The organism is Deinococcus sp. Arct2-2, assembly GCF_004801315.1.
Lineage (GTDB): Bacteria > Deinococcota > Deinococci > Deinococcales > Deinococcaceae > Deinococcus.
In genome coordinates this window covers 51,696-76,593 of record NZ_SSNW01000001.1, presented here as the reverse complement: position 1 = coordinate 76,593, position 24,898 = coordinate 51,696, and the positions used below count along the sequence as shown (strand labels likewise).

The window sequence follows — 24,898 nt, the reverse complement described above, 5'->3', positions numbered from 1 at the left end:
ATCTAGCCGTACACAAAGGAAACTTGCCATGTCTGACATCGAAACCCTGAAAAAAGAACTGCCCCCCTTCGAAATCTTCGACCTGATTCCCCAGTACGCGGCGGCGGGCCAGATCGACCCCGAAAAAATTGACCTGCTGAAGTGGGCAGGTGTGTACCCTCAGCGGCCACAAGAAGACGGATTCCTGATGATGCGTGTGAAGGTGCCGACTGCCGAACTGAGCGCAGCCACAATGCGCGTGGTGGCGGGCATTGCCGAAGACTACGGGCGCGGCTTGTTGGACGTGACGGATCGTCAGGCCTTCCAGTTTCACTGGCTGCGAATCCAAGATATTCCCGACATTCTGAACCGCTTGGAAACGGTGGGCCTGCACACTCGCGGAGCCTGCGGCGACACCGTGCGGGCTGTGATCGCATCGCCATTGGCCGGACTGGACGCCCGCGAGCGCATCGACGTTCGCCCGCTGGCCGCCGCGATGGAAGGCAGCCTGAGCGGCAACAAAGAGTTTGAAGACCTGCCACGCAAATTTAAGATCAGCATCACGGCCACGCCCGAACTGGAAGGCATTCACCACATCAACGACATCGGCTTCTTGGCCCATGAAGTGAACGGCGAAGTGGGTTTTGACGTATGGGTAGGCGGCGGCCTCGGCGCAGTGGCGCACCTTGCCAAGCGCCTCGGCGTGTTTATCCGGCCCGATCAGGTGATCGAAGTGGGCCGCGCCATTACCGGAGCCTACCGGGATCACGGCTACCGCCAGAACCGCAAAAAGAGCCGCCTGAAGTACCTGATCAAAGACCTCGGCCCCGAAAAATTCCGTGAGATTGTGGAAACGGAATACCTCGGTTACAAGTTGCAGGACGGCCCCGCCGCACCCGTGGCCCGCTTTGGCGGCAGCGACGTGCTGGGCGTGAACCCGCAGCGTGACGGCCTGAATTACGTGGTGCTGTCCACCACCGTGGGCCGGATCAATCCTGCCAAGGCCCGCGCTCTGGCCGATCTGTCGGAGCGTTACGGCAAGGGCGTGCTGCGAACCACCGCCTTCCAGAACATGATGATTCCGCATGTGCAGACGGAAGACGTGGACGCGCTGGTGGCTGAACTCGCGCTGCTGGATTTGGCACCCAAAGCTACCCTACGCGGTACCACGATTGCCTGCACAGGCACGCAGTTTTGCCGCCTTGCCCTGACCGAAACCAAGGCGCGGGTGGCGGGCATGATCGATGAGCTGGAGCCGAAGCACGCCGATCTGGACGTACCGTTCGTCATCAATCTGACCGGATGCTCCAACGCCTGCACGCGCTATCAGGTGGCCGATTTGGGCTTCATGGGAGCGCAGCGTATTCGTAAAGATGAGAGCGGTGAGGACGTGGCCGAAGAGGTCTACAACGTGCATTTGGCGGGCAGCATCGGGCAGGCGGAACGGCTGGGAGCCAAACTGAAGGGCATCGTGCCTGCCACACGTCTGACCGAATACACCGACAAAGTCATCAGCGACTTTAAGGCCAACAAAGCGGCGGGCGAGAGCTTCGTGGAGTACGCCGACCGCGTGGGCCAAGGCCATTTCTTGCCCGATACGGTGCTGACTGACGCGCCTGTGGCAGAGGCAGTGTTCGCATGAGCGCGGCTGCTACCCCGGAAGGCCGCGTGCTGTGGTTCACCGGGCTGTCGGGCGCGGGTAAAAGCACGCTGGCTTCTGCTCTGCACGCCGAATTGCTGGCGGCGGGCGTGAAGACCGAACTGTTGGACGGGGACGCCGTGCGCGAGAACCTCAGCAAAGGCCTCGGCTTTTCTAAGGCCGACCGGGATACCAACGTGCGGCGGATCGCGTTCGTGGCCGGACTGCTCGCCCAGCACGGCGTCACGGTGCTGGTCAGCGCTATTTCGCCTTACGCCGATATCCGCCGCGAGGTGTTGGCCGCCCTGCCCAACGCCGCCGAAATCTTTGTAGACGCGCCGCTGGAAACCGTGACCGAGCGCGACGTGAAGGGGCTGTATCTGAAGGCCATCGCCGGAGAGATCGCGCATTTTACGGGTGTGTCCGACCCTTACGAAGCGCCTACCGCGCCTGATCTGCACCTCAGAACAGACCGCCTGAGCGTGGATGAATGCCTGAGCTTGTTGCGCCCTCTGGCTGACCTTAAAGAGACCGTTTCCGCATGACCGCTCTGGAAGAACGGCCCACCCAGACCACCGCCGTCTTCTCCCCTGCCTTCGACGCCCACACCGACCCGCTGGACGTGATTCGCTGGGCACTTCAGACCCATCCTGATCTGACCATGCCCAGCGCCTTCAACCTGAATGGTGTGGTGCTGCTGGACTTGGCAGCGCGGGCGGGCTACACGGGCGAAGTGGTGTTCGTGGATACGGGCTACCACTTTCCTGAAACGCTGACCACGCGGGATAAGTTGGCGGCCCGGTATCCGCAGATGACGTTTGTGACGCTGAACGCGGGAGCCACGCCTGAAGACGGCCAGACCGACGCCACGTTGTACGCCGCCGACCCGGACGCCTGCTGTGCGGTACGCAAGGTGTCCCCGTTGCAGGCGTACTTGCGCCAGCGTGCGCCCTCGGCCCTGCTGAATGCCCGCAGCCGCGATCAGGCCAGCACCCGCGCCGACATTCCATTTGTCGAGGAAGGCGCACGCCGCAAAATCAATCCGCTGGCGTTCTGGACACGGGAGCAGTTGGAGGCCTACGCCGCCGCCCACGCCCTGCCCGTGAATCCGCTATATGCCGATGGATTCCTGAGTGTGGGCTGCTGGCCCTGCACCCGCGCCGTGAAACCCGGAGAGGACGCCCGCGCCGGACGGTGGGCAGGCAAGGGCAAAACCGAATGTGGCCTGTGGGCCGGGGACGGAAAGCTGTGAGGTTGTGCTTGGAGCCGCGTGTAAACCCCCCCGTTGCTGTGCAACGCCCCCCCTTGAGGGGAGGAGACAGGGCGCGATGTTCCGTGCTTTTTTTGTGTCCAAATAGTTGACCTAACTTATCCACCTTTCATCGTCAACCATCTACACCTTCGCCCCTCAGACCCTTAGACCGGCCCACAAGGAACCCCAATGACCATCCTGCTCCCCACCGACCCCACCGCCACGCTGCCCACGCCCCTCGGCGGAAGCTTGGTCAACCGTATTCAACGTGCTGGACACGACTTTGAAGCTGCCGAACTGATTGGCTTGCCCCTACTGGAACTGGATGACCGCGCCTACGCCGACCTAGAAATGCTGGCGACTGGAGCCTATTCCCCGCTGACCGGATTTGTAAACGAGACCGATTACCTCAGCATCATCGAGCACCTGCGTTTAGCTGATGGCACGCCGTGGAGCATTCCGATTACGCTGCCTGTGCGCCGCGAAGATGCAGGCACTCTCCGGGGCCGCGTGGTGCTGACGCGGGGCGGCGAGGCGGTGGGCTGGATAGACGTGCAGGAGCAGTTCGACGCACAAAAAGGGCTGGAATCCCGCGAGGTGTACCGCACCGAAGACCCGTCACATCCGGGTGTGGCGGCGCTGTTGGCACAGGGCGACGTGAACCTGAGCGGCCCGGTAACTTTGTTTGAAGTGCCACGCGGCGCGTTTGCCCGCCACCACCGCACGCCCGCCGAAGTACGCCAAGTGATAGAAGCGCGGGGCTGGCGCTCCAGCGTGGCTTTTCAGACCCGCAACCCGATTCACCGGGCGCACGAGTACCTTCAAAAAGTGGCGCTGGAACTGGTGGATGGCCTATTGCTGCACCCACTGGTGGGCACCACCAAAGGCGATGACGTGCCCGCGCACACCCGCGTGGAAGCCTATGAAGTGCTGCTCGATCGCTACTACCCGCAGGCCCGCACGCTGCTCAGCGTGTACCCGGCGGCCATGCGCTACGCCGGGCCACGCGAGGCGATTTTGCACGCCCTGTCGCGGCGCAACTACGGCGTCACGCATTTTATCGTGGGGCGCGACCATGCAGGCGTGGGCAGCTATTACGGCACCTACGACGCACAGGAAATCTTCGGGACGTATACAGCACAGGAACTGGGTATTCAGATTTTGAAGTTCGAGCATACGTTCTATTGCCAGACCTGCGGCCAACTGGTCAGCCCGCGCACCTGCCCCCACGACAGCAGCCACCACCTCGTTCTCAGCGGCACCAAAGTGCGCGAGAAGTTGCGGGCCGGAGAGCAGTTGCCCGCCGAATTTACCCGCCCCGAAGTGGCCGAAGTGCTGCGGGTGGCGTACAGCGTTCAGCCTTAATTCCATTGAGCCGAGAGTTGAAAGAGGCCGTGAACAACCTGTGAAGGCAGTTCCGGTCTTTTTCGCTTGTGCCTCAACCGCCCATCGTGTTCACTGCCCTCAGCCGCTTTTGGAGGAATTCTATGCAACAAAATCTGACCCTGACCAAGCGAAGTTTTTTAACCCTCGCCGCGCCGTTGCTGCTGGCTGCCGTCCTCTCGCCTAGCGCCCAAGCACAAGCCGCTACCAGCGTTCGCCTCGGCTTCTTTCCCAACCTGACGCACGCGCCCGCACTGGTGGGCCTCGAGCGCGGCACCTTCCAAAAGGCGTTTGGGGCTGTGAAATTGGAACCCAAAGAATTCGTGTCGGGCACCACGCTGACCGAGGCGTTTGCAGCGGGGCAAATTGACATCGCCTATATCGGCCCCGGCCCCGCCATCAATGCTGCTGGGCGCGGCATGCCCATCCAGTTTATTGCCGGAGCAAGTGAAGCTGGCGCGGTGCTGGTGGCCCGCAAAGACAGCGCCATCAAGAGTTATAAAGATTTGGGCGGCAAAAACGTGGCCGTGCCCAGTCTGGGCAACACGCAGGACATCAGCCTGCGCCACATCCTGAACGAGAACGCGCTGAAATCGAAGACGGACGGCGGCACCGTGACGATTACGCCCATTGCGCCCGCCGACGTGCTGGCCGCCTTTGCCGCCAAACGGGTAGACGCGACGCTGGTGCCGGAACCTTGGGGCGCAGTCTTGCAAGCGCAGGGCCACCGCATCATCGGCACCGAGAAGACCGTGTGGCGCGACGGCAAATACCCCACCACCATCGTCATCGTGAATACCAAATTCGCACAGGCCAACCCGCAACTCGTGGCCGCGTTCCTGAAAGCGCACACCGACGCGGTGGCCTTCTTAGTCAAAAGCCCGGCAGCGGCGCAGGCAGCGGTCAATTCCCAGTTGTTCAAGCTGACCGGAGCCAAAATCGATCCCCGTGTAATGCAGCGTGCCTTTTCCCGCACGCGCTTTACCACCGCGCTTGATCTGGAGGCGCTGAAAGAGTATTCGGCGCTGAACGTGGAAGCCGGATACGCCCGCACCGCGCCCGATCTCTCGCAGTTCCTAAAGAAATAAGATGACGACACGCCCCGCAGAACTCCCGCGTGCCCCGTCTGGTCAGCCTTCGCGTTGGCGGGTGCTGAGTTGGCAAATTGTCGGGCTGGCTCTGATTCTCAGCGTCTGGTGGCTGGTCACCGATGTCCTCAAACTCTATCCGCCCTATGTGTTTCCTAGCCCTAGCGCTGTCTGGAAGGAAATCGAATACGGCCTCTTCGGCACTGGCCCGCAAGACGGCAAACTGCTGAGCGCCATTGGCGGCAGCCTGCGCCGGGTACTGACCGGGTACGCCATCGCCGTCGTGCTGGGCGGCATCGTGGGCCTGCTGATGGGCGCTTGGCTGCCGCTGCGGGCCACGTTGGGCGCGTACCTCACAGGTATTCAGAGCGTGCCTAGCATCGCCTTCGTGCCGTTTGCCATCCTGTTTTTGGGCCTGAACGAACGCGCCGTGCTGTTCGTAGTCATTCTGGAAGGCTTTATTCCAGTGGCGTTGGCCGTGTCGGGAGCCATCCTGAACGTGCCGCCTGCCCTGCGCGTGGCGGGCCGCACCCTCGGCGCACGCGGGTTGGGGCTCACTTTGCGGGTGCTGTTGCCCGCGTCGGTGCCCAATATCCTAACCGGACTGCGGACGGCATGGAGCTTTTCTTGGCGGGCGTTGGTGGGCGGCGAACTGCTGATTGCAGGTGTCGCCAGCTTGGGCGAGCAACTGGAAGTGGGCCGCAATACCGCCAACGTGGGCTTGGTACTCGGCACCATCATCATCATCGGCATTATTGGCGGCCTGTTCGATACCGTGCTGCGGGCCATCGAGGGCCGGGTGCGCCGCGACTACGGCCTAGAGGTGCAATCATGACAGCCACGATGCAGACTCCGGCCCCACCCACCGCCCGAACCGCCAATGGACGCGGGGCCAGCCTGACCCTAGACGGCGTGAGCTACCGTTATTCCGGGCGCAATGCTGGGGCTAAAGCAGGCGTCGGGCCGCTGAACTTGAAGGTAGAAGCCGGAGAATTCCTGTGCGTGGTGGGGCCGAGTGGCAGTGGCAAAAGCACGCTGCTGTCGCTGTTGGCCGGTTTTTTGAAGCCGCAAGAAGGTCAAATTTTGCTGGCCGACACGCCCATTGCTGGGCCGCACCCCCGCCTGACCCTCGTGCAGCAAGAAGCCGCCTTGTTCCCGTGGCGCACGGTGGCGGGCAACATCGCTTTTGGCTTGGAGAGCCAGCGCATTCCCCGCACCGAACGCGACAGCCGGATCACCGACGCCCTGCGGCAAGTGGGTCTGATGGGGTACGGAGAACGCCGCGTGCATGAATTGTCGGGCGGACAACGCCAACGGGTGAGCCTTGCCCGCGCACTGGCGACTCAGCCGGGGCTGCTGCTGCTCGACGAACCCTTCAGCGCCCTCGACATCCAGACCCGCACCTCGTTGGCCGATGAATTGTTGGGGATTTGGTGGCAACAAAAAATCACGGTAGTCTTCGTGACGCACCAACTGGATGAAGCCCTGCATCTAGGTCAGCGCGTGGTGGCCCTCAGGGACGGCGCAGTGGCCCTCGACGCCCGTGCCAAAGACGTGAGCGTGCGGCAGTTGCGGGAAACGCTGGAAGTGTAGGTAAATCTGAACGGCCAACAACCAATAAGACAGGCAACCCGTTGCAAGGTTGCCTGTCTTATTGGTCTTTTCCAAGAATTTTCGAAACAGCGCGACGTTCTAGAAATCTCTATGCCTTCTACAGCATTTGTCATAATAATGACCGAGCGAAGCGAGTGAGTTTTACCGAGCAGGACGGAGAATGGAGCCACCGAAAGTCTCTTTTTTCGGTGGCGTAATTCGGAGAACTGCTCTAAAAGTGGAGAAACCTATCAGTGCCCACCCACAACCTCTTTCCCCTGCTGCTCCTGCGCCAGCTTGGGCCAGTTGATGCGGCGGCGGCGGAGTTCGAAGATGATGACCTTGACGATTTCTTCTAGGCCACGTGCCAAAAACACGCCCCAGACGCCCAGCGGCGTATACAGACCCAGCCAGATCGCCAGCGGGAGGCCGACTATAAACGCGCCCACCACATCGCCCAGAATCACGCCTTTGCCGTCGCCTGCGCTGGGCAGCACGCCGCCGCCCACGATCATGTTGCGAACCTTGAAGACCTGTGTGGCCGCATTGATCAGGATGCCGAAAAAGGCGATGTGGCGCACTTCTTCACCCACCGCCGGAAAGAGGGGCGCGAGTAACAGGGCGCTCAGGGCAAACAGCAGACCAAAGCCCGCGCCTGTGAGCAGGCCCGCACGCGAGATTCGGCGCAGCCATGCCACGGCTCCGGGGGCGTCTCCGGCTCCCAACGAGCGGCCAATCAGGACGGTGGCGGCGCTCATCAGGCCAAAGCTGCCCACGATAAAGACGCCCTCTAGGGTCATCACGATTTGGCTGGCGGCCAGCGCGACTGTGCCCACGCGGGCAAAGACGGCGGCGTACATGAATCCACCGAGGCTCCATGCAAACTCGGTAAAGGCCAAAGGCGCAGCCACCGTGAGCAGCGGGCCAGCAATGCTGCGCCAAGCGTGGCGGGCAGGCAGCACCAGCGCGGCCAGATGACGCGGCCCGTACACCTGATAGGCCAGCAGCGCCAGCTTCAGCGTTTGCGCGATGACAATGGCCCACGCCGCGCCTACCACGCCAAGTTCAGGCAGCGGGCCGACGCCGAACACGAGGCCATACGCGATGATGCTTTCGATGAGTACCGTGATCATGGTGGCGACCATCGGCGTGCGGGCGTGGCCCAAAGAACGCAGCGCCCCGCTTAGAATCCAGCCCATGACCCCCGGCACCAGCGCCAGCATCATGACTTTCATATAAGGAATGGCCGTAGCGGTCACGTCTGCCGCGCCGCCCGCCAGCCGCAAGAGTGGCCCCGCGCCCAGCACGATGGGCACAGTCAGCAGGCCAGCAACCACCAGACTAACGCCTAATGCGACAGTAAGCGTGCCGTTCACACCCACCTGATCGCCCGCCCCGGCCCGCCGCGCCACCAAAATACTGGTGCCAGAACCCAGTGCACCCAGTGTGACGAAGAACATGAAACTGACACTTCCAGTGAGGCCCACCGCAGCCACCGCCACCGCGCCCAACGTGCCCACGATGACCTGATTCACAAAAGTCAGCACCAGTTGCAGCACCATTTCGAGGCTGACGGGTACGGCGATACTCGCCATTTCACGGGCAGGCGAAAGAGCCGGGGCAGGCGGCGGTAGAGAATTTTGAATCGATTCAGAAGAAGGGGGAGAGGTTACCGTCATAGCATTCACGCTACACGGTTAAGACCTGAGTAGCATCAGCACTTTGGCGGGGCAGGCAGACGTGAACCCGGCGGGTAACAGGTATGAAGGGGGCAAAAAGGGGCAGGACAGCAGGCCGGGAGGGGCGGGCTGTCCTGCTTGGGTTGGTTAAAGTTGGAAGGCAAACCCCCCCCGTTGCTGTGCAACGTCCCCCCTTAAGCGGAGGACACAACATCTTTTGCGCTCCCCTCTAAGGGGGGCTGGCTGCGAAGCAGACTGGGGGGTTTACACGCGACTCAAATTGGAGATGGAAGGTGAATCCCCCCGTTGCTCACGCAACGCCCCCCCTTAAGGGGAGGACAAAGGCTTGTTATTCGCTTTGTTTCTCGCCTGATTGCCCAGCCAATTGCGCCACACGCTCTGCACGGGGATTCACACTGTTCAGCACACGCTCGAAGGCCGCGACAACACTGTCGATCTGCTCTATGGTGATGACGACAGGTGGCAGGAACCGCACGACCAGCGGCGTGGCTTGCAGGGCCAGCACGCCTTCCTGATGCTCCAGTGCGTCAATGTAAGGCGCACTCTTCTCTTTCAGCTCCACGCCGATCATCAGGCCGAGGCCGCGCACTTCACGGATTTTGGTGGACTTGATGGCCCGCAGTTTCTCCATAAAGTACTCGCCCTTCACGCGGGCTTGTTCGGCCATGCCTTCGTTTTTCATGGCGCGGATTGCGGCCACACCAGCGGCCATGCTCAGGGGGTTGCCGCCAAACGTGGTGCCGTGTCCGCCCTTGGGCATCTTGTCTGCCACCTCGCCGGTCATCACGAATGCGCCGATGGGCACGCCGCCCGCCATTGCTTTTGCCAGCGTCATTCCGTCGGGTTTGACCAAGCAGTCGGCGGCCACGTTGCAGCCGCAGCGAATACCGTCGGCGTCTTGGCAGCTTTCGGCGCAGAAGTGTTCTACGGCAAACATTTTTCCGGTGCGGCAAAATCCGGTCTGAATTTCGTCCATAATCAGCAACGCACCCTTCTCGCGGGTGATCTGGCGTGCAGCACGAATAAAATCAGCGTTGGCGGGGCGCACGCCGCCTTCTCCTTGTACGGGTTCCAGAATCACAGCGGCGGTGTCTTCGGTAATGGCCGCCCGCAATTCTTCGATGTTGCCGTAGGTCACGAACGACACGTTTTTGTTGTCTACAGCGTCGCCGAACGGCTCACGGTACTTGGGCTCCCACGTCAGGGCCAAGGCTCCCAACGAGCGCCCGCTGAAGCCACGCTTCATGCTGACGAAGTGCTGGCGGCCCGTCGCGGTAATGGCAAACTTTTTGGCTGCTTCCATCGCCTCGGTGCCGCTGTTGCACAGAAACACGCGGTCTAAGCCTTCGGGCAGCACGCTCACGAGTTCGGTCAGAAATTCGGCCCGCTTATCGTTGGGCAGGCTCTGGGGCATCACCAGCAGGGTGTCGGCCTGATCGCGGATGGCCTGCACCACGTCGGGGTGACTGTGGCCGATGGTGGCGACGCCGTAACCGCCCACGCAGTCAATGTATTCGCGGCCACTCTCGTCCCAGACGTTAGAGCCTTTGCCGCGCACCATGACGACTTGATGCTTGTTGTACACGCCGCTGTCGTGCCGATTTTCGGCGCTGAGCCAGTTGGAAGGGACGGTGTTGGTTTCGGTCTGAATAGGGTCTTGTACGGTCATAAGACCTCCTTGAAGGTTCCTGCTCTAATTGTTATTCAGTGTAGGACGGAAGCGGGGCCAAGATTGGACAAAGTTTAGGCTTAAGCCGGTCAGTGCTGTGTTGGTCAGTCTTGGGCAGGATTCAGATGGGTCAACTCTGGTGAGAGATCGGGCCACTCGTCTGTTTGGGCGGCGGCGGGCTGCCAGTTTTCCTTGCCGCTCCAGTGCGTGATACTCAGGGCATACACACAGGTTCGCGCCAAATCGCCCGCCGAAATAGGCCGGGTATCGCGTCCGATTTGGAGGCCCGGAAAGACCCGCTCCGACATGACGGTGAGGGCGGCGCGGGCTTCGGCTTCATCGGTCAGCACCCGCGCCGTGCCAAACGCCATAACGCTACGGTACTGCACCGATAGTTCGAGGGGATCGTTGCTGGGCAAGAGTGCCCCCAATTCGGACGCCTCGAAGGTGGTGCGGGCGGGGGCAAGTTGCTCGGTATTGGCCCGCAGTCGTCCGGCGATATTGGTGTGATACACGATGTCGTGTGTGTCGGGGCGGTAAGCAAAAGCCAGCGGCGTAATGAACGGGAATGCTTCGCCGTCGTCGCCCACCCAGACGGTAGAAATCCGGCCTACGCGCACGAGGGCCAGCAGCGCTGTAATCCATTCATCGTCGCGGCGATTGTTGGGGCGTCGGCTGATGCTGGGGTCGCGGGTGCGGGGATCGTAATAGGAAGAGGTCATGGCGGCTCCTTCGGGGCATGGATTTGGAGTGTTGTGGGCGTAAGGGGCGAAGAAACTTAGACGCTTGGAATCTTCTGTTTACAGCACCTTCTCAAAATGATGGCAAGTAATATTCAGACCCGCTTTCAGGTACAGACGGTGGGCGTCGAAGCGGTGCGGCCCCACACCCGAATCGAGGTGAAGCGCTTTGCACTCCAGCCGCCGTGCCTCAGTTTCCAGCCAGCGCAGCAGGGCCAAAGCGTGACCGCGCCCGCGTGCAGCAGGCAACGTAGACAGATCGTCGAGATACAACATCCGGCCAAACGCCAACGTCGTCATGACCCGGTAGCCTGCCACTGCTGCGGCTTCCTCACGCCCGGATTCGAAGGCTCCAGCCAAGCGGTACTGCTCCGGTGCTGCGGTTTTTAGGTGTGCAGCGAAAGCTTCAGCACTGACTAAAGAAGGCGCGTGAGGGCGCAGTTCCCGTAGGGCAGGCAAGGCCAAATGCGCCTCAGCCGCTGTTATCGGGCGAAGATCAGGAGCCGCCACGCCGCTCTGCCCCACTGCCCCCGGTTGTAGATCAATCATCACATCACTTCCCATACCGCTACACTATCCAAATGGTGGCCCCCTTAACAGTACCGCGATTGGCCAAAAAGACCAGTCCACCCCAGTCGGCCAATCTGCCACTTGCTCTCACGCTTGACCGGGGAGGCTCGGACGCCCTGCACCTGCAACTGGCCGCCCAATTGCGGGCCGGGGTCACTTCTGGCACGCTGGCGGCGGGTGTGGTGCTGCCGGGATCGCGGGCGTTGGCGGGGGCGCTGAGGGTCACGCGGGGTGTGGTGACGCTGGCCTTGGCAGAACTGGCCGCAGAAGGCGTGCTGGACGCGGTGCCGGGGGTAGGAATGCGCGTGGCAACCGGAGCCGCCCGGCCTGCGACACTGCCGAGCGCAGCGGCCCTGCCCGCGTGGTTCGTCCTGCCGGAACCTGCCCCGGTGGACGCAGGCCAACCCTCCGAAGGCATTTCGTTTAAGCCCGGTGTGGCCGCCTCGCACCTGCTGGATGTGCGGGCGTGGCGGGCTGCGTGGCAGGCGGCAGCACGCACGCCACCGGGCGGCGATTACGGTGCGGCGGCAGGAAAATGGCCCCTGCGCGTGGCATTGGCAGCGTTTTTGGCCCGTTCGCGGGGGCTGACTGTTGACCCGGCGCGGCTGATGGTCACGGCGGGCAGCCTAAGTGCGCTGGGCTTGATCGCGGGTCTGCTTCCGCGTGGCAGCCGCGTCCTGTTCGAGAATCCGGGCTACCGGGCCGCGAGGCAAGTCCTGATTGATGCGGGCCACACGGTCATTTCTGTGCCCGTAGACGAAAACGGCCTGATCACGGACAACCTTCCTGCGGCGCGGTTGGCAGTGGTCACGCCGTCTCATCAGTACCCGCTGGGGGTGAGAATGGGCGTGCCCCGTCGCTTGGCCCTGCTGGAATGGGCGCGGCAACACGACGCCCTGATTGTAGAAGACGACTACGATGGAGAATTCCGCTACGGTGCGCCGCCGTTGCCGCCCCTGACCGCGCTGGACGAGGGGGCAGACGGCGGCGGGCGGGTTTTGTATTTAGGCACCCTGAGCAAAGTGCTGACACCAGCGGTTCGCACGGGGTTTTTGGTGTCTCCGGCGGCCCTGCTGCCTGCGCTGGAGCGGGCGCGGGTGCTGACCGACGCCGGACACAACACCGTTACGCAAGACGCCCTGATTCACTTTTTGTTGGGCGGCCACCTTGACCGCCATGTGCGGCGGGCGCGGCGCTGGCACGGACAGCAGCAAGCGGCATTGGCGTCGGCCTTGGCCCCACTGACCCAAGATTCACACCCGCTGGCACGGTTGGGCGGCATCGAAGCTGGCCTACACGCCTGCCTCCATCTGGCCCCGCCCCTCGACGCCGATCGGGTGGCCGCTGCCCTCGCCCTGCGCGGCGTCTTTGCGGGAACCCTGCGCCGTTTTATGGTGGAGGAAGCGCCCCAGCAAGCTCTAGTCTTGGGCTATGGCGGCCTGACTGTGGCACAAATAGAAGCCGGAGCGCGGGCCATCGTAGATGTGGTGCGGGCCGAGTCGGATAGATTGACCGCATGATTCAGATCACTGTTGATGGGTACGGAACGATGGAAGCCCGCGAAGGCGAACGTTTGGTGCTGGCCTTAGAGCGCGGCGGAGTCGACATTTTGCACCGCTGCGGCGGCGTGGCCCGCTGCACCACCTGCCGAGTCCAGTTCAGCGCGGGCGAACCGGAAGCCATGACGCAGGCCGAGAAAGACAAGTTGACTGAGAAAGGAATGCAAATCGGCGGCCCGGACGGCGTGCGCCTGTCTTGCCAAATCGAATGCCACCACGACATGAGCCTCAAACCCGTGCAGACCGTACAAAATAGCGGTTTGGAAGCCGGGAAAACGCCAGCGGAAGGGATGGAGCCGGAAGCAGTTTGGGTGTAAGAGAGTAGGCGAAAGAAGGGCAATCGCTTCGCGCATTCACCCCCTCTACTGCGTAGCTCTACGAGTCCCAACCTCCCCCCTCAAGGGCGAGGAGCTAAAAGCAAACCCTCCCTACCCGAAATCGGCCCTGCCCAACTCCGTGTGAGGCCGTCGTGCGTGCAACGCGCGGGCCAATTCCAGTTCTAAGACGACTGGCAATTCCGCTTCAGGGGAACGATTCAGCCCAGTTTGGACGCGACAAGATCAATCCTCCTCAGCGGAGCGACAAACTCCCCTGCACCCTTTGGGTGCGGGGGCTGGGGGGTGGGGGAATCCAACGTGGGAAAAGCCCTAAAACATCGCCGAATTCAAGCTGAAGCTTAAGCCCCGCCTCACCGCAGCCAGTCCTCCCCCACCTCCGCCACAGGCCGCCCCGCCAAATCATCCACCTCGTCTTTACGTGTGGCCCACGCCGGAAACGGATAATTGACCAGCAGCGGCGTCGGCACATCCGGCTGAGAAATCAGCATCGTGCCGGGTTGCAAAATGCCCGCCCGCGCCCGGAAACTTTGGGGCAAAAAGCGGTATTCGGGCCGCTCGGCTTCGGCCAAATCGAGGCGGCCCACCACGCGAATCGCGGCGTTGGACACGATTCGGCGCTCCACTTCGCTGGCGGTCTGCTGCGCCCCGATCAGGATGATGCCGAGGCTGCGGCCACGCTCGGCAATGTCCAACAAAATGTCTTTGATGGGGCCGCCGCCCTCGCGTGGGGCGTACTTGTTCAGCTCGTCCAGCACAACAAATACCGTGTCTTGCCGCCCGTTTTTTTCCTTATGCTCGAACAGATCGCGCAGCAGCACGCCCACCACGAACATCTGGGCGGGGCCAGACAAGTTGTGAATATCCACGACGCTCAGTTGGTACGGCCCGCGAATCAGGTTGGGTCGGAATTGTTCAGCCTGCTGGGGCGTCAGGTCGCCGCGCACGAGGGGCGTCAGGGTTTTTTGCACACCGCGCAAGCGGCGCGTAAAGGCCCGAAGCGTCCCCTGATTCTGGTTCAGCACCCAGCGCTTGTCGCCCAAACCGTCGTTTTCCTCCAGCAGCTTGTATTCGAGGTACGAAATCAGTTGCGAAAACGTTTGAATGCGGGTTTTGCCGAGGTCGTCGAAGCTGAGGCCTTCATCGATGATCTGGTCGGGTTCGGCCTGCCAATCGTCCACGTGCAGCGCAGCGCTGTTATCTTTTTGCGCCTGCGCCAGCTTAAAGAGCTTTTCTTCGATGTTGCCGATGACGAATCCCAAGTTCAGGCTGCCGCCCGCGTCGCTGAACACGTAGGGCAGCATCCGGCCCAGACAGAATTCACGCAGGGTGAACACGAACGGCGTCACGCCCTCGGAACGCTGATCGACGTGTGGCACGATCACGCCGCCCACCGCGCTCTCACGGGGCGGGGCCAAGAACTGCACGTCGCGGAAGGGGGTCATGGGCAGGCCCAACATGCTGTAGCGGTCTTGGGCAAAGCCTTTGCCGAGGCGGGCTTTGTCTTCGCGGTCTACCACTTTAGAGTTGGGCTTGTCGAGAAACAGCAAATCCTCGCCCTTCACGTTGAAAATAATGGCCCGCCCACCCGCTGTGCCCGCCATCTGGCCGCCGCTTTTGGCCGCTACCCGATCCATTACGCCGCTACGGAAAATGGAGTGCAGCAGGAACAGCGCGTAACTGGTTTTGGTCGCCACCCCACTGATGCCGGAAATGTTGATGTGGCCGCCGCTTTCGCCGTTGATGAAGCGGAAGTTCAGCGGCAGGGTTTGCCCATCGGCCAGCAGACCTGCCGGAAACGCGGCTTCCTCCATCTTGTCGGCACTGAGGGCCATGTGCAGCGCCTCGCCGCGTGCGTGGGCCACCAGATCGCCCGGCTGAGGCGGAATAAAGTCTTCGGGGCTGACACGGGTCACCAGCACGCGGGCGGCATACGACACGGCAGCGGGCAGCACTCCGGCCACCACATCGGCCACATCGGACTCGAAGGTAATGCCCTCGTGCCGCTTGCGGACGCTGTCCACCAGACCATAAAAGTTGACGGGCTGGCCGTCTGGTTTGTGCGTTTGCACCACCACCAAGTCGTCGAGCTGCACGCTGGAACCGGGCGTGACGGCAAACCAAAAGATCGTGGGCGTGGCGTCCTCGGTGCCCAACACCATGCCAATCGTGGGCGTGGGTTCTACCAGTCTCATGCCAAGACCGCTGGGTCAAAGGTGCGGGCAATGTGCGCCCGAATCCGGCGCGTGACCAGATCGGCGCTGCCCATGCTGCGGGCCATCGCCTGCTCCAGCGCGGCGGTGGGAATCAGGTTTTGCGGGGCGCGGGGGTCTTTGTGGGCGTGGCTCCCCAGCCTTAGCAGCAGGTTGCCACTCAGGTTCGCCACCTGCCGGACAATCGGGGGCAAAAAGTCGGGTTCGTCGGGCGCGTACATTTCCAGCCTCATCACGCCGCTCATGGGATGCTGATAGAACGCGGCCTCGCACAAACGCACGTACCAGATAAAGCGGGTGACCGTTTTGTTGTTGTACTGCATGTGCAAAATCGGCGTGCGCTCGCCGGGTTTCAGTTCGGCCAGCAGTGAGGCCCGGTCTGGGGGCAAGTACATGGTCTGAATGGTTTTGACACAGCCCACCACCGCGCCGTACAGGTTTTTGCCGCGCAATGTTCCGTCCTGAACGCTCAGGGTGGTCAGCCATTCGCGGTCATCTTGTTCATCTATCGGCACGGCGGACGCGTAGCCGTGCGAGAGTTCCTGTTCGGCGGCCAGCATTGCCTGCTGCAAAGTGTGCAGCGCCGCCAGTGGGTCAGACGTGGTGTTCTCTACCGGCTTATACAGCAGGGTGCCAGTGTGCGGGTCACGCGGCGAAAGGGTGCAGGGATCGAGCCGCAGCCCCGGCGCATGGGCCAGCACCCGCAGCGCCTTCACGTCGGTCAGTTCGGCGGGCCGCGTGCCGTGTGGGCACAGGCTTACCGCGCCCACCACATACGCCCCGAACCCGCCCATGCCCGCCGCGCCGTCGTCGTCCTCAATAAAGACGCGAGATTCCATCCGCCGCTTGCCGTCTACCACGTACACCCGCTCCAAGCGTTCGGGAATAGGCCGCGCCGCCACTGCTGCCCAACGCGGCGTTTCTATATCTATCAATTCACCTTCAAAGGGCGTCAGGGCAAGTTGCCCACCCTCTATATCTACAGGCCAAGGGTCAAGTCTAATCCGCATTGGGCGCATTGTAGAGGGGCGGTGGGGTGGGAGGGTGTGGGCTGAGGTTGTGGGTGAACCCCCCCCGTTGCTGGTGCAACGCCCCCCTTAGAGGTGGGGATGAAAGCTTTTGTGCTCCCCCCCTTAGAGGTGGGGACAACAGCTTTTGCGCTCCCCTTTGAGGGGGGCTGGCTGCGAAGCAGACTGGGGGGTTGCTTTTACTCAAAGAGGAAGGCGGGCCACCCCGTTCAGGTGCCCCGCCCTCCTCTGTTCCCACTTACTCCTGACTGTTCTTAGCCGTGATATCCGCTCAAGGCACGCAACTGCCGCTCATCGGTCAGCGTCAGGCAGCGGTAGGCGGGCGTCAAGAGTCCGTCGTCGCGCATTTCGCCGATCAGTTTGCTCACGCTTTCGCGGGTGGCTCCGGTGCCCTCGGCAATCAGTTCGTGTGTGGCACGTACAAAACGCAGGTTGTCGGGGTGCGATCCGCCCAAGCTGGAATCGGCGAGGTTCAGCAGGTAGCGGGCAATGCGTTCGCGCAGTTCGCCGTCCTGAATATGAACGCCGTCGTTCATCACGCGCTGGAGTTGGGTGCTGAGGCTGCGCGTGACTTCCCACAGCTCTGCGCCCGTGAGGTGCTGCAAGTGAATGGGCGTGATAGTGGCGTCGGTGAGGGCCATGACCTGATGGCTGCGGGGCTGGTCGTGCAAGGTTTCTTCACCGAAAATATCGCCGGGGCGCATGTGGCGCACGGTCAGGTTGCGGCCTTGGGGAGTCAGGCGCACGGCCCGCAACAGTCCCGTTTCGACTCGGTACAGCGTGGGGGCCTGATCTCCGGCGTAGTACAGCGTGTCGCCCCGGCGAATCGGGCGGCTGCGGAGGTCGAGGGCGCTAGGCAACATGGTGCCGGTGGTGCTGACTGGGTTGGACGGATACAGGGCCATGACGCGCTCCTTAGGGTGAGGACGGCGGGGCCGCTGGTGCGTCCAGACGGTCGGCTGCCGTGCCTTTGTACGTAGACTGTACAAGGTTTGTACAACCTTAGATTGTGAGGTGATTACACTACCGTAGAGATCTGGAAAGCCATAAATGTTGCTTTAAGATCAGGCTTTCTGAATGTCATCTGACGCCCATCCTCACGCCGCTTATGGGCAGGGCGGTAGGGTACAGAGATGTTGAAACTTCCCCTCACGCTGGCCCTGACCCTGCTGGCCCTCGGCTTAGGCTCGGCGCAGGCAGTGACCTTTGGCGGCCTGACCGTGACGCCGCGTGGCCCCCAAACGCTGAATTTGGAAACGGGCGCAACCGAACTGCCGCAGGGCGGAACCGCCACCGACAGCCGGGGCGGGCTGAAGCTGGTGGCGTCGGCCATGCAACTGAGCCCCGACACCGCGCTGAAGGCGCAAAACGCCACGCTGACCACTCGGCAAGGCGGCACACTGCGGGCGCAGAATGTGACCTACGATCTGAAAGCCGGAACCCTGACCGCCACAGGCAACGTGACCTATGCCGACGCACGACTTAAAGGCGTGACCGCCAACAAAGTCACGCTGTATGTGAAAACCGGATTCGTCACGGCTACAGGCGGCGTGAAGGCCACCACTCCTGCCCTCTCTGGCGCGATGCTGATTTTTGACAGCCAGACCATGCAAACGCTGCTAGGCGGCCCATTTAGCCTAACTACCTCGGCTGGAGCAAAGGCGGGCAAAGCGGGAGAGCGTCTGCTATTGGCCTTCGCAGGCAACCGCCTGACCCGCACCTCTGCGCCGGATGCGGGAGCTTTGGCCCGGTTTGCGCCGTATTTGAAATAGGGGGCGTTTCTGGGGGCTTGGTGCCTATAAAGAGCGTCTAAGGGTCTAGGGTTTAAGGAAGGGCAATCGCGTTGCTCATTTCCCTCACCGCATTGCAACTCAAGCGCCCCTCTCTGCTCCGCAGCTCTGCAAGTCCCGCAATGGGCGAGGGCTAATACCTTTAATTTGGGTTTGAAGCAGTTCTTAGACCCTAGACCTTTAGACGCCCTTTCTCCGAACCATCGCCTAAGCCGCCCCAGCCGCCGCACGCCCAGCCACACGCCCGCTAAACAGGCAGCCGCCCAGAAATGTCCCTTCCAACGAGCGGTAGCCGTGCATGCCGCCGCCGCCGAAGCCTGCCACTTCTCCGGCAGCGTATAGGCCCGGAAAGACTGCACCGCCTGCCCGCAAGACCCGGCCCTGAAGATCGGTTTCTAGGCCGCCCAACGTTTTACGGGTCAGAATGTTCATGCGAACGGCGATCAGGGGGCCGTGCGCCGGGTCAAGGATCGGGGCAGGCGGGGCCACACGCACCAGCCGTTCTCCGGCGAGGGCGCGTGCGCCGCGTACCAGCGCCAATTGGGGGTCTTTTCCGGCCTTGTTGCGGGTCTGGGCATCGCGGTCTTCAATTTGGCCCCGCACGGTGGCGAGGCTGAGTAGGTCGTTGCCTGCCAGCGCGTTCATGCCTGCCACCAATTCGGGCAGCGTTTGGCGCACCACAAAGTCTTCCCCATTGTCCATAAAGGCCTGCACCGGAGCCTGCACCCCCGCCACGCGCCGCAACGTCAGGCCGATGTTTTTGCCCGTCAGGTCAGGGTTTTGCTCGCTGCCAGACAGCGCGAACTCCTTGCGAATGATCTGGCGGTTCAGCACGAACCACGTATACGGATAGCCGCTGCGGGTGATGTGAGACAGCGTACCCAACGTGTCGCAACCGGGGTAATGCGGGTGGGGCAGGCGCACGCCATGAGGACCAAGCCACAGGCTGCTGGGGCCGGGCAGCACCCGAATCCCGTGCCCCGGCCACACCGGATTCCAGTTTCGCAGGCCTTCGGTGTAGTGCCACATGCGGTCTGGGTTGATCAGGCTCGCGCCCGCGCCCGCGACTGCCGCCTGCATCTGGCCGTCTACGTGTTGCGGCACGCCCGACACCATGAAGGCCGGAGCCGCGCCCAGACGGTCTGTAGGCCAGTTGCGGCGCACCAAGTCCTGATTGCCACCAATTCCGCCCGAAGTGACGATGACCGCGCCAGAGCTATAGCTAAAATCGCCCACCACCACCCGCGAGGACGGCTCGCCGCGTGCCACATCCGAGGCTTCCAAGATGTCGCCGGAAACGCCCACCACCACGCCATCAGTGATCTTCAGGGCGCGAACGCGGTGACGAAAATGCAGGGTGATTTTTCCAGCCGCCACATGTGCCCGCACCCGCCGCACAAAGGGTTCCAGCACACCCGGCCCGGTGCCCCAAGTCACGTGAAAGCGCGGCACGCTGTTGCCGGGGCCAGCCGCGCCCTGCCCGCCGCGTTCGGCCCAGCCCACCGCCGGAAACCAGCGCATGCCCATGCCGTGCAGCCACGCCCGTTTTTCTCCGGCGGCGAAGTCGAGGTAAGCGTCGGCCCAGCGGCGGGGCCAGTGGTCTTCGGGGCGGTCAAAGGTGGCGGTGTTCTGCCAGTCTCGCCGCGCCAATTCGGGGCTGTCGTGAATGCCCAGCCGCCGCTGTTCGGGCGTGCCGACCATAAACAGGCCGCCAAACGACCAGAACGCCTGCCCACCCAGATTTTGCTCGCCTTCCTGATCCAGCAGCAGCACCCGTGCGCCCGCGTCGGCGGCTTCGGCAGCGGCTACCAACCCAGCCAATCCCGCGCCCACCACGATCACGTCTGCCTGCATAGAACCGGACTGCACCCGAATTGTCGTCATGGGCTACAGGGTAGCGGCAAGGCGCGGGATTGTCATGGATGCCGGGGCTAGAAGCTGTCTAAGGGTCAAGGGACTAAGAGTCTAAGGAAGGGCAAAGGCCACCGAGCAACCGTAGTTGCCCCAGCACCTTAGACCCTCGACTTTTAGACCCTTAGACCCGCCCCGGTTCCCTACGTTTCGCGCCCTACGATCCAGCTGTCTATGACTACCACTGGGGGATTGTGCAGCACGCCCACCAAGGTCAATACATCGCTGAGGCACTGCGTCTGCACCCGGTACCATTGATCCGTAATCTGCACATCTAGGCGGTAGGGATCGGCGGGATTTTGCAAATCGAGGCGGTAATTGCTGACTGAATGGGTTCCGTCAGGCGCAGTGGGTACGGCGAGCATGGTGACTCCTAGGCACAAGGCTAGTGGTTCCGTGAAGGGGAACAGGGCCACCGGACGAGTGTCCGGAGTATATTCTTGCGCCTGAGTTACTGATGAGTTTAAAACTGTTGAGCTTAATACGTACTGAGAAAAATTACATTCGTTGCGTCGGCTTACATTTGCCAAGTCAATCTGCTCCTCAAGTCGGCTCTCATCATGGCGCTGACTCCTAAATTATTGCGTCTGGCAGGGGTTTTGCGGGCACGTGGGCCGCGTGTTAACCTCTGGGCCAGACCAACCAGAGCAAGCCGTACCACCCAAAAGGGGGCATCCATGACCGCACACCTGATGGCAGGTTTTCTGCCGTTTGAACACGAGCCGTACCACGACTTTGCACAGCCCGCCGTAGCCCAGGCGCAGCGTGACGCCTTTGCGCGGGTCAGAGAGCAATATGTAGGCCGCACTTTTGGGCTGTACATCGGCGGCGAGCAGGTGCAGGGCGGCGACTCCTACGAGGTTCGCAACCCCGCCGACACCCGTGAAGTGGTCTGGAGTTTTCCCAAAGCCAGCGCCCAGCAACGCGCCGACGCCATTGCCGCCGCGCAACACGCCTTTGAGACATGGCGTTTTTCCGATCCTTTTCAGCGGGCCAGTATTTTTAAGCGGGCCGCCGAACTGTTGCGGGCGCGGCGCATGGAATTTAACGCGGTGATGACGCTAGAAAACGGCAAGAACTGGGCCGAAGCCGATGGTGAAGTGGCCGAATCCGTGGATCATTTTGAGGTGTTTGCCCGCGAAACCTTGCGCTGGGCCGAGGGCAAACCCGTGTACCCCATGCCCGACGAACACGTGACCACCGTGTACGAACCGATGGGTGTGGTGGTCTGCATCAGCCCGTGGAACTTTCCGAGTGCTATCCCGCTGGGCATGGCGTTGGGTGCGCTCGCGGCGGGCAATACCGTGATTTGGAAACCTGCCAGCGAGACGCCGCTGTCGAGCCTGCTGATGCTGGAACTGCTGTTTGAAGCGGGCCTGCCCAGCAACACAGTGCAGTTTCTGACCGGAACCGACGACGTGTTGGGCGACCCGCTGGTAGACAGCCCACAGGTGCGGATGATCGCCTTTACGGGCAGCAAGGAAATCGGCTGCCGAATCGTGGAACGCGCCGCCAAAGTGCAGCCCGGCCAGAAGTGGATTAAGCGTGTGATGGCCGAAATGGGCGGCAAAGACCCGACGGTGGTCTGTGCCGACGGAGACGTAGAAGCCGCCGCAGTGGGCATCGTGCAAGCGGCGTTTGGCTACGCGGGCCAGAAGTGCAGCGCCTGTAGCCGGGTCATTGCCGAAGACAGCGTGTACGACGCCCTGCTAGAGCGCGTAACTGAACTGGCACGGGGCCTGAAGGTGGGGCTGCCGGAAGACAACGGGGCCATAGGGCCAGTGATTCATGCCGGAAGTGCCGAGCGGATTGGGCAGGCGATAGAGGCCGGACAGAAGACGGCGCGGCTAGTGTTGGGCGGCGAGATTCCTGATATGGGCGACAGACAGGGCGGCTACGTCTCCCCCACCATCTTTGCCGATGTCGACCCCCGCGATCCCCTGTTTCAAGACGAGATTTTTGGCCCGGTACTGGCGTTCACCCGCGCCCGCGACTGGCAGCACGCCATCGAACTTGCCAACGATTCCGATTACGGTTTGACCGCCGCCTTCTATAGCCGCGACCCACACAAAATCAGCGAAGCGCGGCGGCGAATGCATGTGGGCAACCTGTACATCAACCGCAAATGCACGGGCGCACTGTCGGGCACGCACGCTTTTGGTGGCTACGGCATGAGCGGCACCAATGCCAAGGTGGGCGGCCCGGATTACCTGTTCTGGTTTTTGCAGACGAAAACGGTGGCGCAGAGGTACTGACGGAGGAAGATTGTCTAAGAGTCGAGGGGCTAAGAAGGGCATTCGCTGCGCTCACTCCCCCCTCCCGGCCTCCCCCGCAGGGGGGAGGAGCAAAAACAAAGTTCCACAAGTCCCCTTAGACCCGCCTGCAACCACCACCCCACCACCTAAACTGTCCCCATGACCGATGCTCCCGCCCCAGACCGCAATGAACGCGCCCAGATCGCCTTTGCCCGCCTGCTGCCCAAGCTGTTTCGCGGTGGGCAAGCGTTTGTAGGTGTAGAAGCCACGCTGTCGGGTCTAGACGCCGAGACCGCTTGCCAGCGTCCAGACCACCTGCCGCACAGCGTGGCCGAACTGCTGGCTCACGTGAACTGGTGGAACCGTTGGATGCTGGCCATTATCGAAGAAGGCCGCGCCCAGCCCTACCCTGCCCACGCCGCCGAAACGTGGCCCGCTGTTCAGGCCTCCGATTGGCGACGCACCCGCAACGACTTTTATGAACTGTTGGCCCGCATCGACCCACACGCCGCCCGCCCCGACCTAGCCAGCCCGGTGAACCACGAGGAAACCATTGGCGAACTGCTGGCCGATATGGCCCTGCACACGGCGCACCACTTTGGGCAAATTGTGACCGTGCGGCAGGCCTTGGGAGCGTGGCCTCCAGCGGGGGGCGGCGATACGTGGTAATCGGTAAGTGGGGAGTGGGGAGTGGTCAGTGGGAAAAGCTGAAAACATCGTTGTCCAAGCCTCTCTTTCGTTCTCAAAGGCCTAAATCATGACCCAGACCGCCCCAACGCCTGCCGACCAACCCATTCAACCCAATTCCTCTAACGTCTTCTACCGCTCCAGCAAGGCTTACCCGGTGGCGGTGCGCGGCGCAGGCGTCTATCTATACGATTCGGACGGCAAGCGCTATCTGGACGGCAGTTCTGGGGCGTTGGTGGCGAATATCGGGCATGGGCGGGCAGAAGTTGGGGAGGCGATGGCGGCGCAGGCCCGCACTCTGGCATTTGTGCACGGCTCGCAGTTCACGTCGCCAGTGCTGGAGGAATACGCCTCCAGACTGGCCGCCTTTCTGGACTTACCCGACTTCCGGTTTTGGGCGGTTTCGGGCGGATCGGAGGCCACCGAGAGCGCAATTAAGTTGGCGCGGCAGTATCACGCCGAGCGGGGCGACACGGGCAGATACAAGGTGGTGACGCGGATTCCGAGTTATCACGGGGCGTCGCTTGGAGCGCTGGCGGCCAGTGGCATGGGTGCACGCCGCAGCTTGTATTTGCCCCTGATGCGCGAGGATGCGTGGCCCAAAATGCCCAAACCTGACCCGGCGCTCAGTGGGGAAGCCGACGCTGAACGCCTGCGGGCTGTACTGGAAGCGGCGGGGCCAGAATCGGTGGCGGCAGTGATGGTGGAGCCGGTGGTGGGTGCGTCGGATGCGGCGCTGACGCCGGGGGTGGGGTATCACACGCGCCTGCACGCGATTTGCAAGGAATACGGCGTGCTGCTGATTGCCGATGAAGTGATGAGCGGCATGGGCAGATGTGGCGTACCGTTGGCCGTGCGCTTAACAGATCAAGTCACGCCCGACATTGTGGTACTGGGCAAAGGACTGGCGGCAGGCTACGCACCATTGGCCGGATTGATGGCGAGCGCCGCAATTTACGACACCGTGATGGGCGGCAGCGGCGCATTCAAACACGGCTTCACCTACGCGGGCCACCCCGTCAGCGTGGCGGCGGGCCTCAGCGTACTGGACATCGTGGAGCGGGAAAACTTAGTGGCAGCCGCACGGGAACGCGGCGTACACCTGCTGGCCGGACTGCACCAACTGAAAGCCAAGCACCCGCAAACGCTGGAGGTACGCGGGCATGGCCTCCTGCTAGGCATGGTGCTGGGCGATCCCGCCACCGGGGAAGCCTACGAAACTCCCGGTTTGGCAGAACGCCTAGCTGCCGCTGCCCGCACACGCGGCCTGATCACTTATCCCGGCAGCGGCGCGGTAGACGGCGTGCGCGGTGATCACTTGTTGCTGGGGCCACCGCTAAACATTTCGGCAGCAGAAGTGGAGGAAATGCTGTCGGCGCTGGATGGAGCGTTGGGGGCAGGCGAGTAGCGCAGCCTCAACACTTCTCAACTCGGTAAGCCACAAGACATTGCCCCAGATTTCCTCATTGAACAGAAATCCGGGGCAAGTTTCGCTGGCAGAGCCGAT

The 24,898-nt window shown here is 62.3% G+C and carries 22 protein-coding genes; 13 read left to right on the top strand and 9 right to left on the bottom strand.

Annotated features, from left to right (window positions below; genetic code table 11):
• Nucleotides 1–28 precede the first annotated feature (28 nt).
• The 7 genes from E7T06_RS00325 to E7T06_RS00295 all read left to right on the top strand — a co-directional run bounded on the left by E7T06_RS00325 (nt 29) and on the right by E7T06_RS00295 (nt 6,934).
• The gene (locus E7T06_RS00325) at nt 29–1,621 is read left to right on the top strand and encodes a nitrite/sulfite reductase (protein WP_136363862.1); all 1,593 of its coding nucleotides are present in this window, start codon (nt 29–31) and stop codon (nt 1,619–1,621) included.
• Nucleotides 1,618–2,163, top strand: a complete 546-nt coding sequence (gene cysC / locus E7T06_RS00320) for an adenylyl-sulfate kinase (protein WP_136363861.1) — start codon at nt 1,618–1,620, stop codon at nt 2,161–2,163. The genes E7T06_RS00325 and cysC overlap by 4 nt, the downstream gene beginning before the upstream one ends.
• On the top strand, nt 2,160–2,870 hold the full coding sequence (locus tag E7T06_RS00315) for a phosphoadenylyl-sulfate reductase (RefSeq protein WP_136363860.1): 711 nt from the start codon (nt 2,160–2,162) through the stop codon (nt 2,868–2,870). Before cysC ends, E7T06_RS00315 begins: the two co-directional genes overlap by 4 nt.
• Nucleotides 2,871–3,059: 189 nt before the next feature.
• Entirely contained in the window at nt 3,060–4,235 is a 1,176-nt protein-coding gene (gene sat, locus E7T06_RS00310; RefSeq protein ID WP_136363859.1) for a sulfate adenylyltransferase, read from the top strand.
• A gap of 122 nt (nt 4,236–4,357) precedes the next feature.
• Entirely contained in the window at nt 4,358–5,341 is a 984-nt protein-coding gene (locus tag E7T06_RS00305; protein ID WP_136363858.1) for an ABC transporter substrate-binding protein, read from the top strand.
• Nucleotide 5,342: 1 nt separating this feature from the next.
• A complete protein-coding gene (locus tag E7T06_RS00300) occupies nt 5,343–6,176 on the top strand; it encodes an ABC transporter permease (RefSeq protein ID WP_136363857.1) in 834 nt (277 codons plus the stop codon).
• On the top strand, nt 6,173–6,934 hold the full coding sequence (locus E7T06_RS00295; RefSeq protein WP_136363856.1) for an ABC transporter ATP-binding protein: 762 nt from the start codon (nt 6,173–6,175) through the stop codon (nt 6,932–6,934). The genes E7T06_RS00300 and E7T06_RS00295 overlap by 4 nt, the downstream gene beginning before the upstream one ends.
• A 251-nt stretch (nt 6,935–7,185) precedes the next feature.
• Here E7T06_RS00295 and E7T06_RS00290 read toward each other — a convergent pair whose 3' ends face one another.
• The 4 genes from E7T06_RS00290 to E7T06_RS00275 all read right to left on the bottom strand — a co-directional run bounded on the left by E7T06_RS00290 (nt 7,186) and on the right by E7T06_RS00275 (nt 11,592).
• Complete coding sequence (locus tag E7T06_RS00290) at nt 7,186–8,613, bottom strand: MATE family efflux transporter (RefSeq protein WP_136363855.1); 1,428 nt, start codon at nt 8,611–8,613, stop codon at nt 7,186–7,188.
• A gap of 349 nt (nt 8,614–8,962) precedes the next feature.
• Nucleotides 8,963–10,303, bottom strand: coding sequence for an aminotransferase class III-fold pyridoxal phosphate-dependent enzyme (locus E7T06_RS00285; protein WP_136363854.1), 1,341 nt, complete (start codon nt 10,301–10,303; stop codon nt 8,963–8,965).
• 104 nt (nt 10,304–10,407) lie between these two features.
• On the bottom strand, nt 10,408–11,025 hold the full coding sequence (locus E7T06_RS00280; RefSeq protein WP_136363853.1) for a pyridoxamine 5'-phosphate oxidase family protein: 618 nt from the start codon (nt 11,023–11,025) through the stop codon (nt 10,408–10,410).
• A gap of 78 nt (nt 11,026–11,103) precedes the next feature.
• Nucleotides 11,104–11,592 (bottom strand): GNAT family N-acetyltransferase, encoded by a 489-nt coding sequence (locus E7T06_RS00275; protein WP_136363852.1) that lies wholly within the window; start codon nt 11,590–11,592, stop codon nt 11,104–11,106.
• A 32-nt stretch (nt 11,593–11,624) separates the two neighbouring features.
• Here E7T06_RS00275 and E7T06_RS00270 point away from each other — a divergent pair, with 32 nt between their 5' ends.
• Together E7T06_RS00270 and E7T06_RS00265 are read left to right on the top strand one after the other, a co-directional pair.
• The gene (locus tag E7T06_RS00270; protein ID WP_240740764.1) at nt 11,625–13,133 is read left to right on the top strand and encodes a PLP-dependent aminotransferase family protein; all 1,509 of its coding nucleotides are present in this window, start codon (nt 11,625–11,627) and stop codon (nt 13,131–13,133) included.
• Nucleotides 13,130–13,489 (top strand): 2Fe-2S iron-sulfur cluster-binding protein, encoded by a 360-nt coding sequence (locus E7T06_RS00265; protein ID WP_136363851.1) that lies wholly within the window; start codon nt 13,130–13,132, stop codon nt 13,487–13,489. Before E7T06_RS00270 ends, E7T06_RS00265 begins: the two co-directional genes overlap by 4 nt.
• Before the next feature lie 371 nt (nt 13,490–13,860).
• Here the strand turns inward: E7T06_RS00265 and E7T06_RS00260 are convergent, their stop codons facing one another.
• The 3 genes from E7T06_RS00260 to E7T06_RS00250 form a co-directional block, all read right to left on the bottom strand.
• Nucleotides 13,861–15,702: an ATP-binding protein gene (locus E7T06_RS00260; RefSeq protein ID WP_136363850.1), complete on the bottom strand. Its 1,842-nt coding sequence runs from the start codon at nt 15,700–15,702 to the stop codon at nt 13,861–13,863.
• The gene (locus tag E7T06_RS00255) at nt 15,699–16,739 is read right to left on the bottom strand and encodes a nuclease (RefSeq protein ID WP_136363849.1); all 1,041 of its coding nucleotides are present in this window, start codon (nt 16,737–16,739) and stop codon (nt 15,699–15,701) included. Before E7T06_RS00255 ends, E7T06_RS00260 begins: the two co-directional genes overlap by 4 nt.
• A gap of 263 nt (nt 16,740–17,002) precedes the next feature.
• A complete protein-coding gene (locus E7T06_RS00250) occupies nt 17,003–17,611 on the bottom strand; it encodes a Crp/Fnr family transcriptional regulator (protein ID WP_136364007.1) in 609 nt (202 codons plus the stop codon).
• 270 nt (nt 17,612–17,881) lie between these two features.
• Here E7T06_RS00250 and E7T06_RS00245 point away from each other — a divergent pair, with 270 nt between their 5' ends.
• Entirely contained in the window at nt 17,882–18,520 is a 639-nt protein-coding gene (locus tag E7T06_RS00245; protein WP_136363848.1) for a hypothetical protein, read from the top strand.
• Between the two features lie 225 nt (nt 18,521–18,745).
• On the opposite strand, the gene E7T06_RS00240 is transcribed toward E7T06_RS00245, so the two are convergent.
• Together E7T06_RS00240 and E7T06_RS00235 are read right to left on the bottom strand one after the other, a co-directional pair.
• Nucleotides 18,746–20,422, bottom strand: a complete 1,677-nt coding sequence (locus E7T06_RS00240; protein WP_136363847.1) for an FAD-binding dehydrogenase — start codon at nt 20,420–20,422, stop codon at nt 18,746–18,748.
• A 170-nt stretch (nt 20,423–20,592) separates the two neighbouring features.
• Nucleotides 20,593–20,814 carry a hypothetical protein gene (locus E7T06_RS00235; RefSeq protein ID WP_136363846.1) on the bottom strand — a complete coding sequence of 74 codons (222 nt, stop codon included), beginning with the start codon at nt 20,812–20,814 and terminating at the stop codon, nt 20,593–20,595.
• 312 nt (nt 20,815–21,126) lie between these two features.
• Here E7T06_RS00235 and E7T06_RS00230 point away from each other — a divergent pair, with 312 nt between their 5' ends.
• From E7T06_RS00230 to E7T06_RS00220, 3 genes are all read left to right on the top strand, one after another.
• Nucleotides 21,127–22,704: an L-glutamate gamma-semialdehyde dehydrogenase gene (locus E7T06_RS00230; protein ID WP_136363845.1), complete on the top strand. Its 1,578-nt coding sequence runs from the start codon at nt 21,127–21,129 to the stop codon at nt 22,702–22,704.
• 159 nt (nt 22,705–22,863) lie between these two features.
• The gene (locus E7T06_RS00225) at nt 22,864–23,373 is read left to right on the top strand and encodes a DinB family protein (RefSeq protein WP_136363844.1); all 510 of its coding nucleotides are present in this window, start codon (nt 22,864–22,866) and stop codon (nt 23,371–23,373) included.
• A gap of 88 nt (nt 23,374–23,461) precedes the next feature.
• The gene (locus E7T06_RS00220; RefSeq protein ID WP_136363843.1) at nt 23,462–24,799 is read left to right on the top strand and encodes an aminotransferase class III-fold pyridoxal phosphate-dependent enzyme; all 1,338 of its coding nucleotides are present in this window, start codon (nt 23,462–23,464) and stop codon (nt 24,797–24,799) included.
• Nucleotides 24,800–24,898 lie beyond the last annotated feature (99 nt).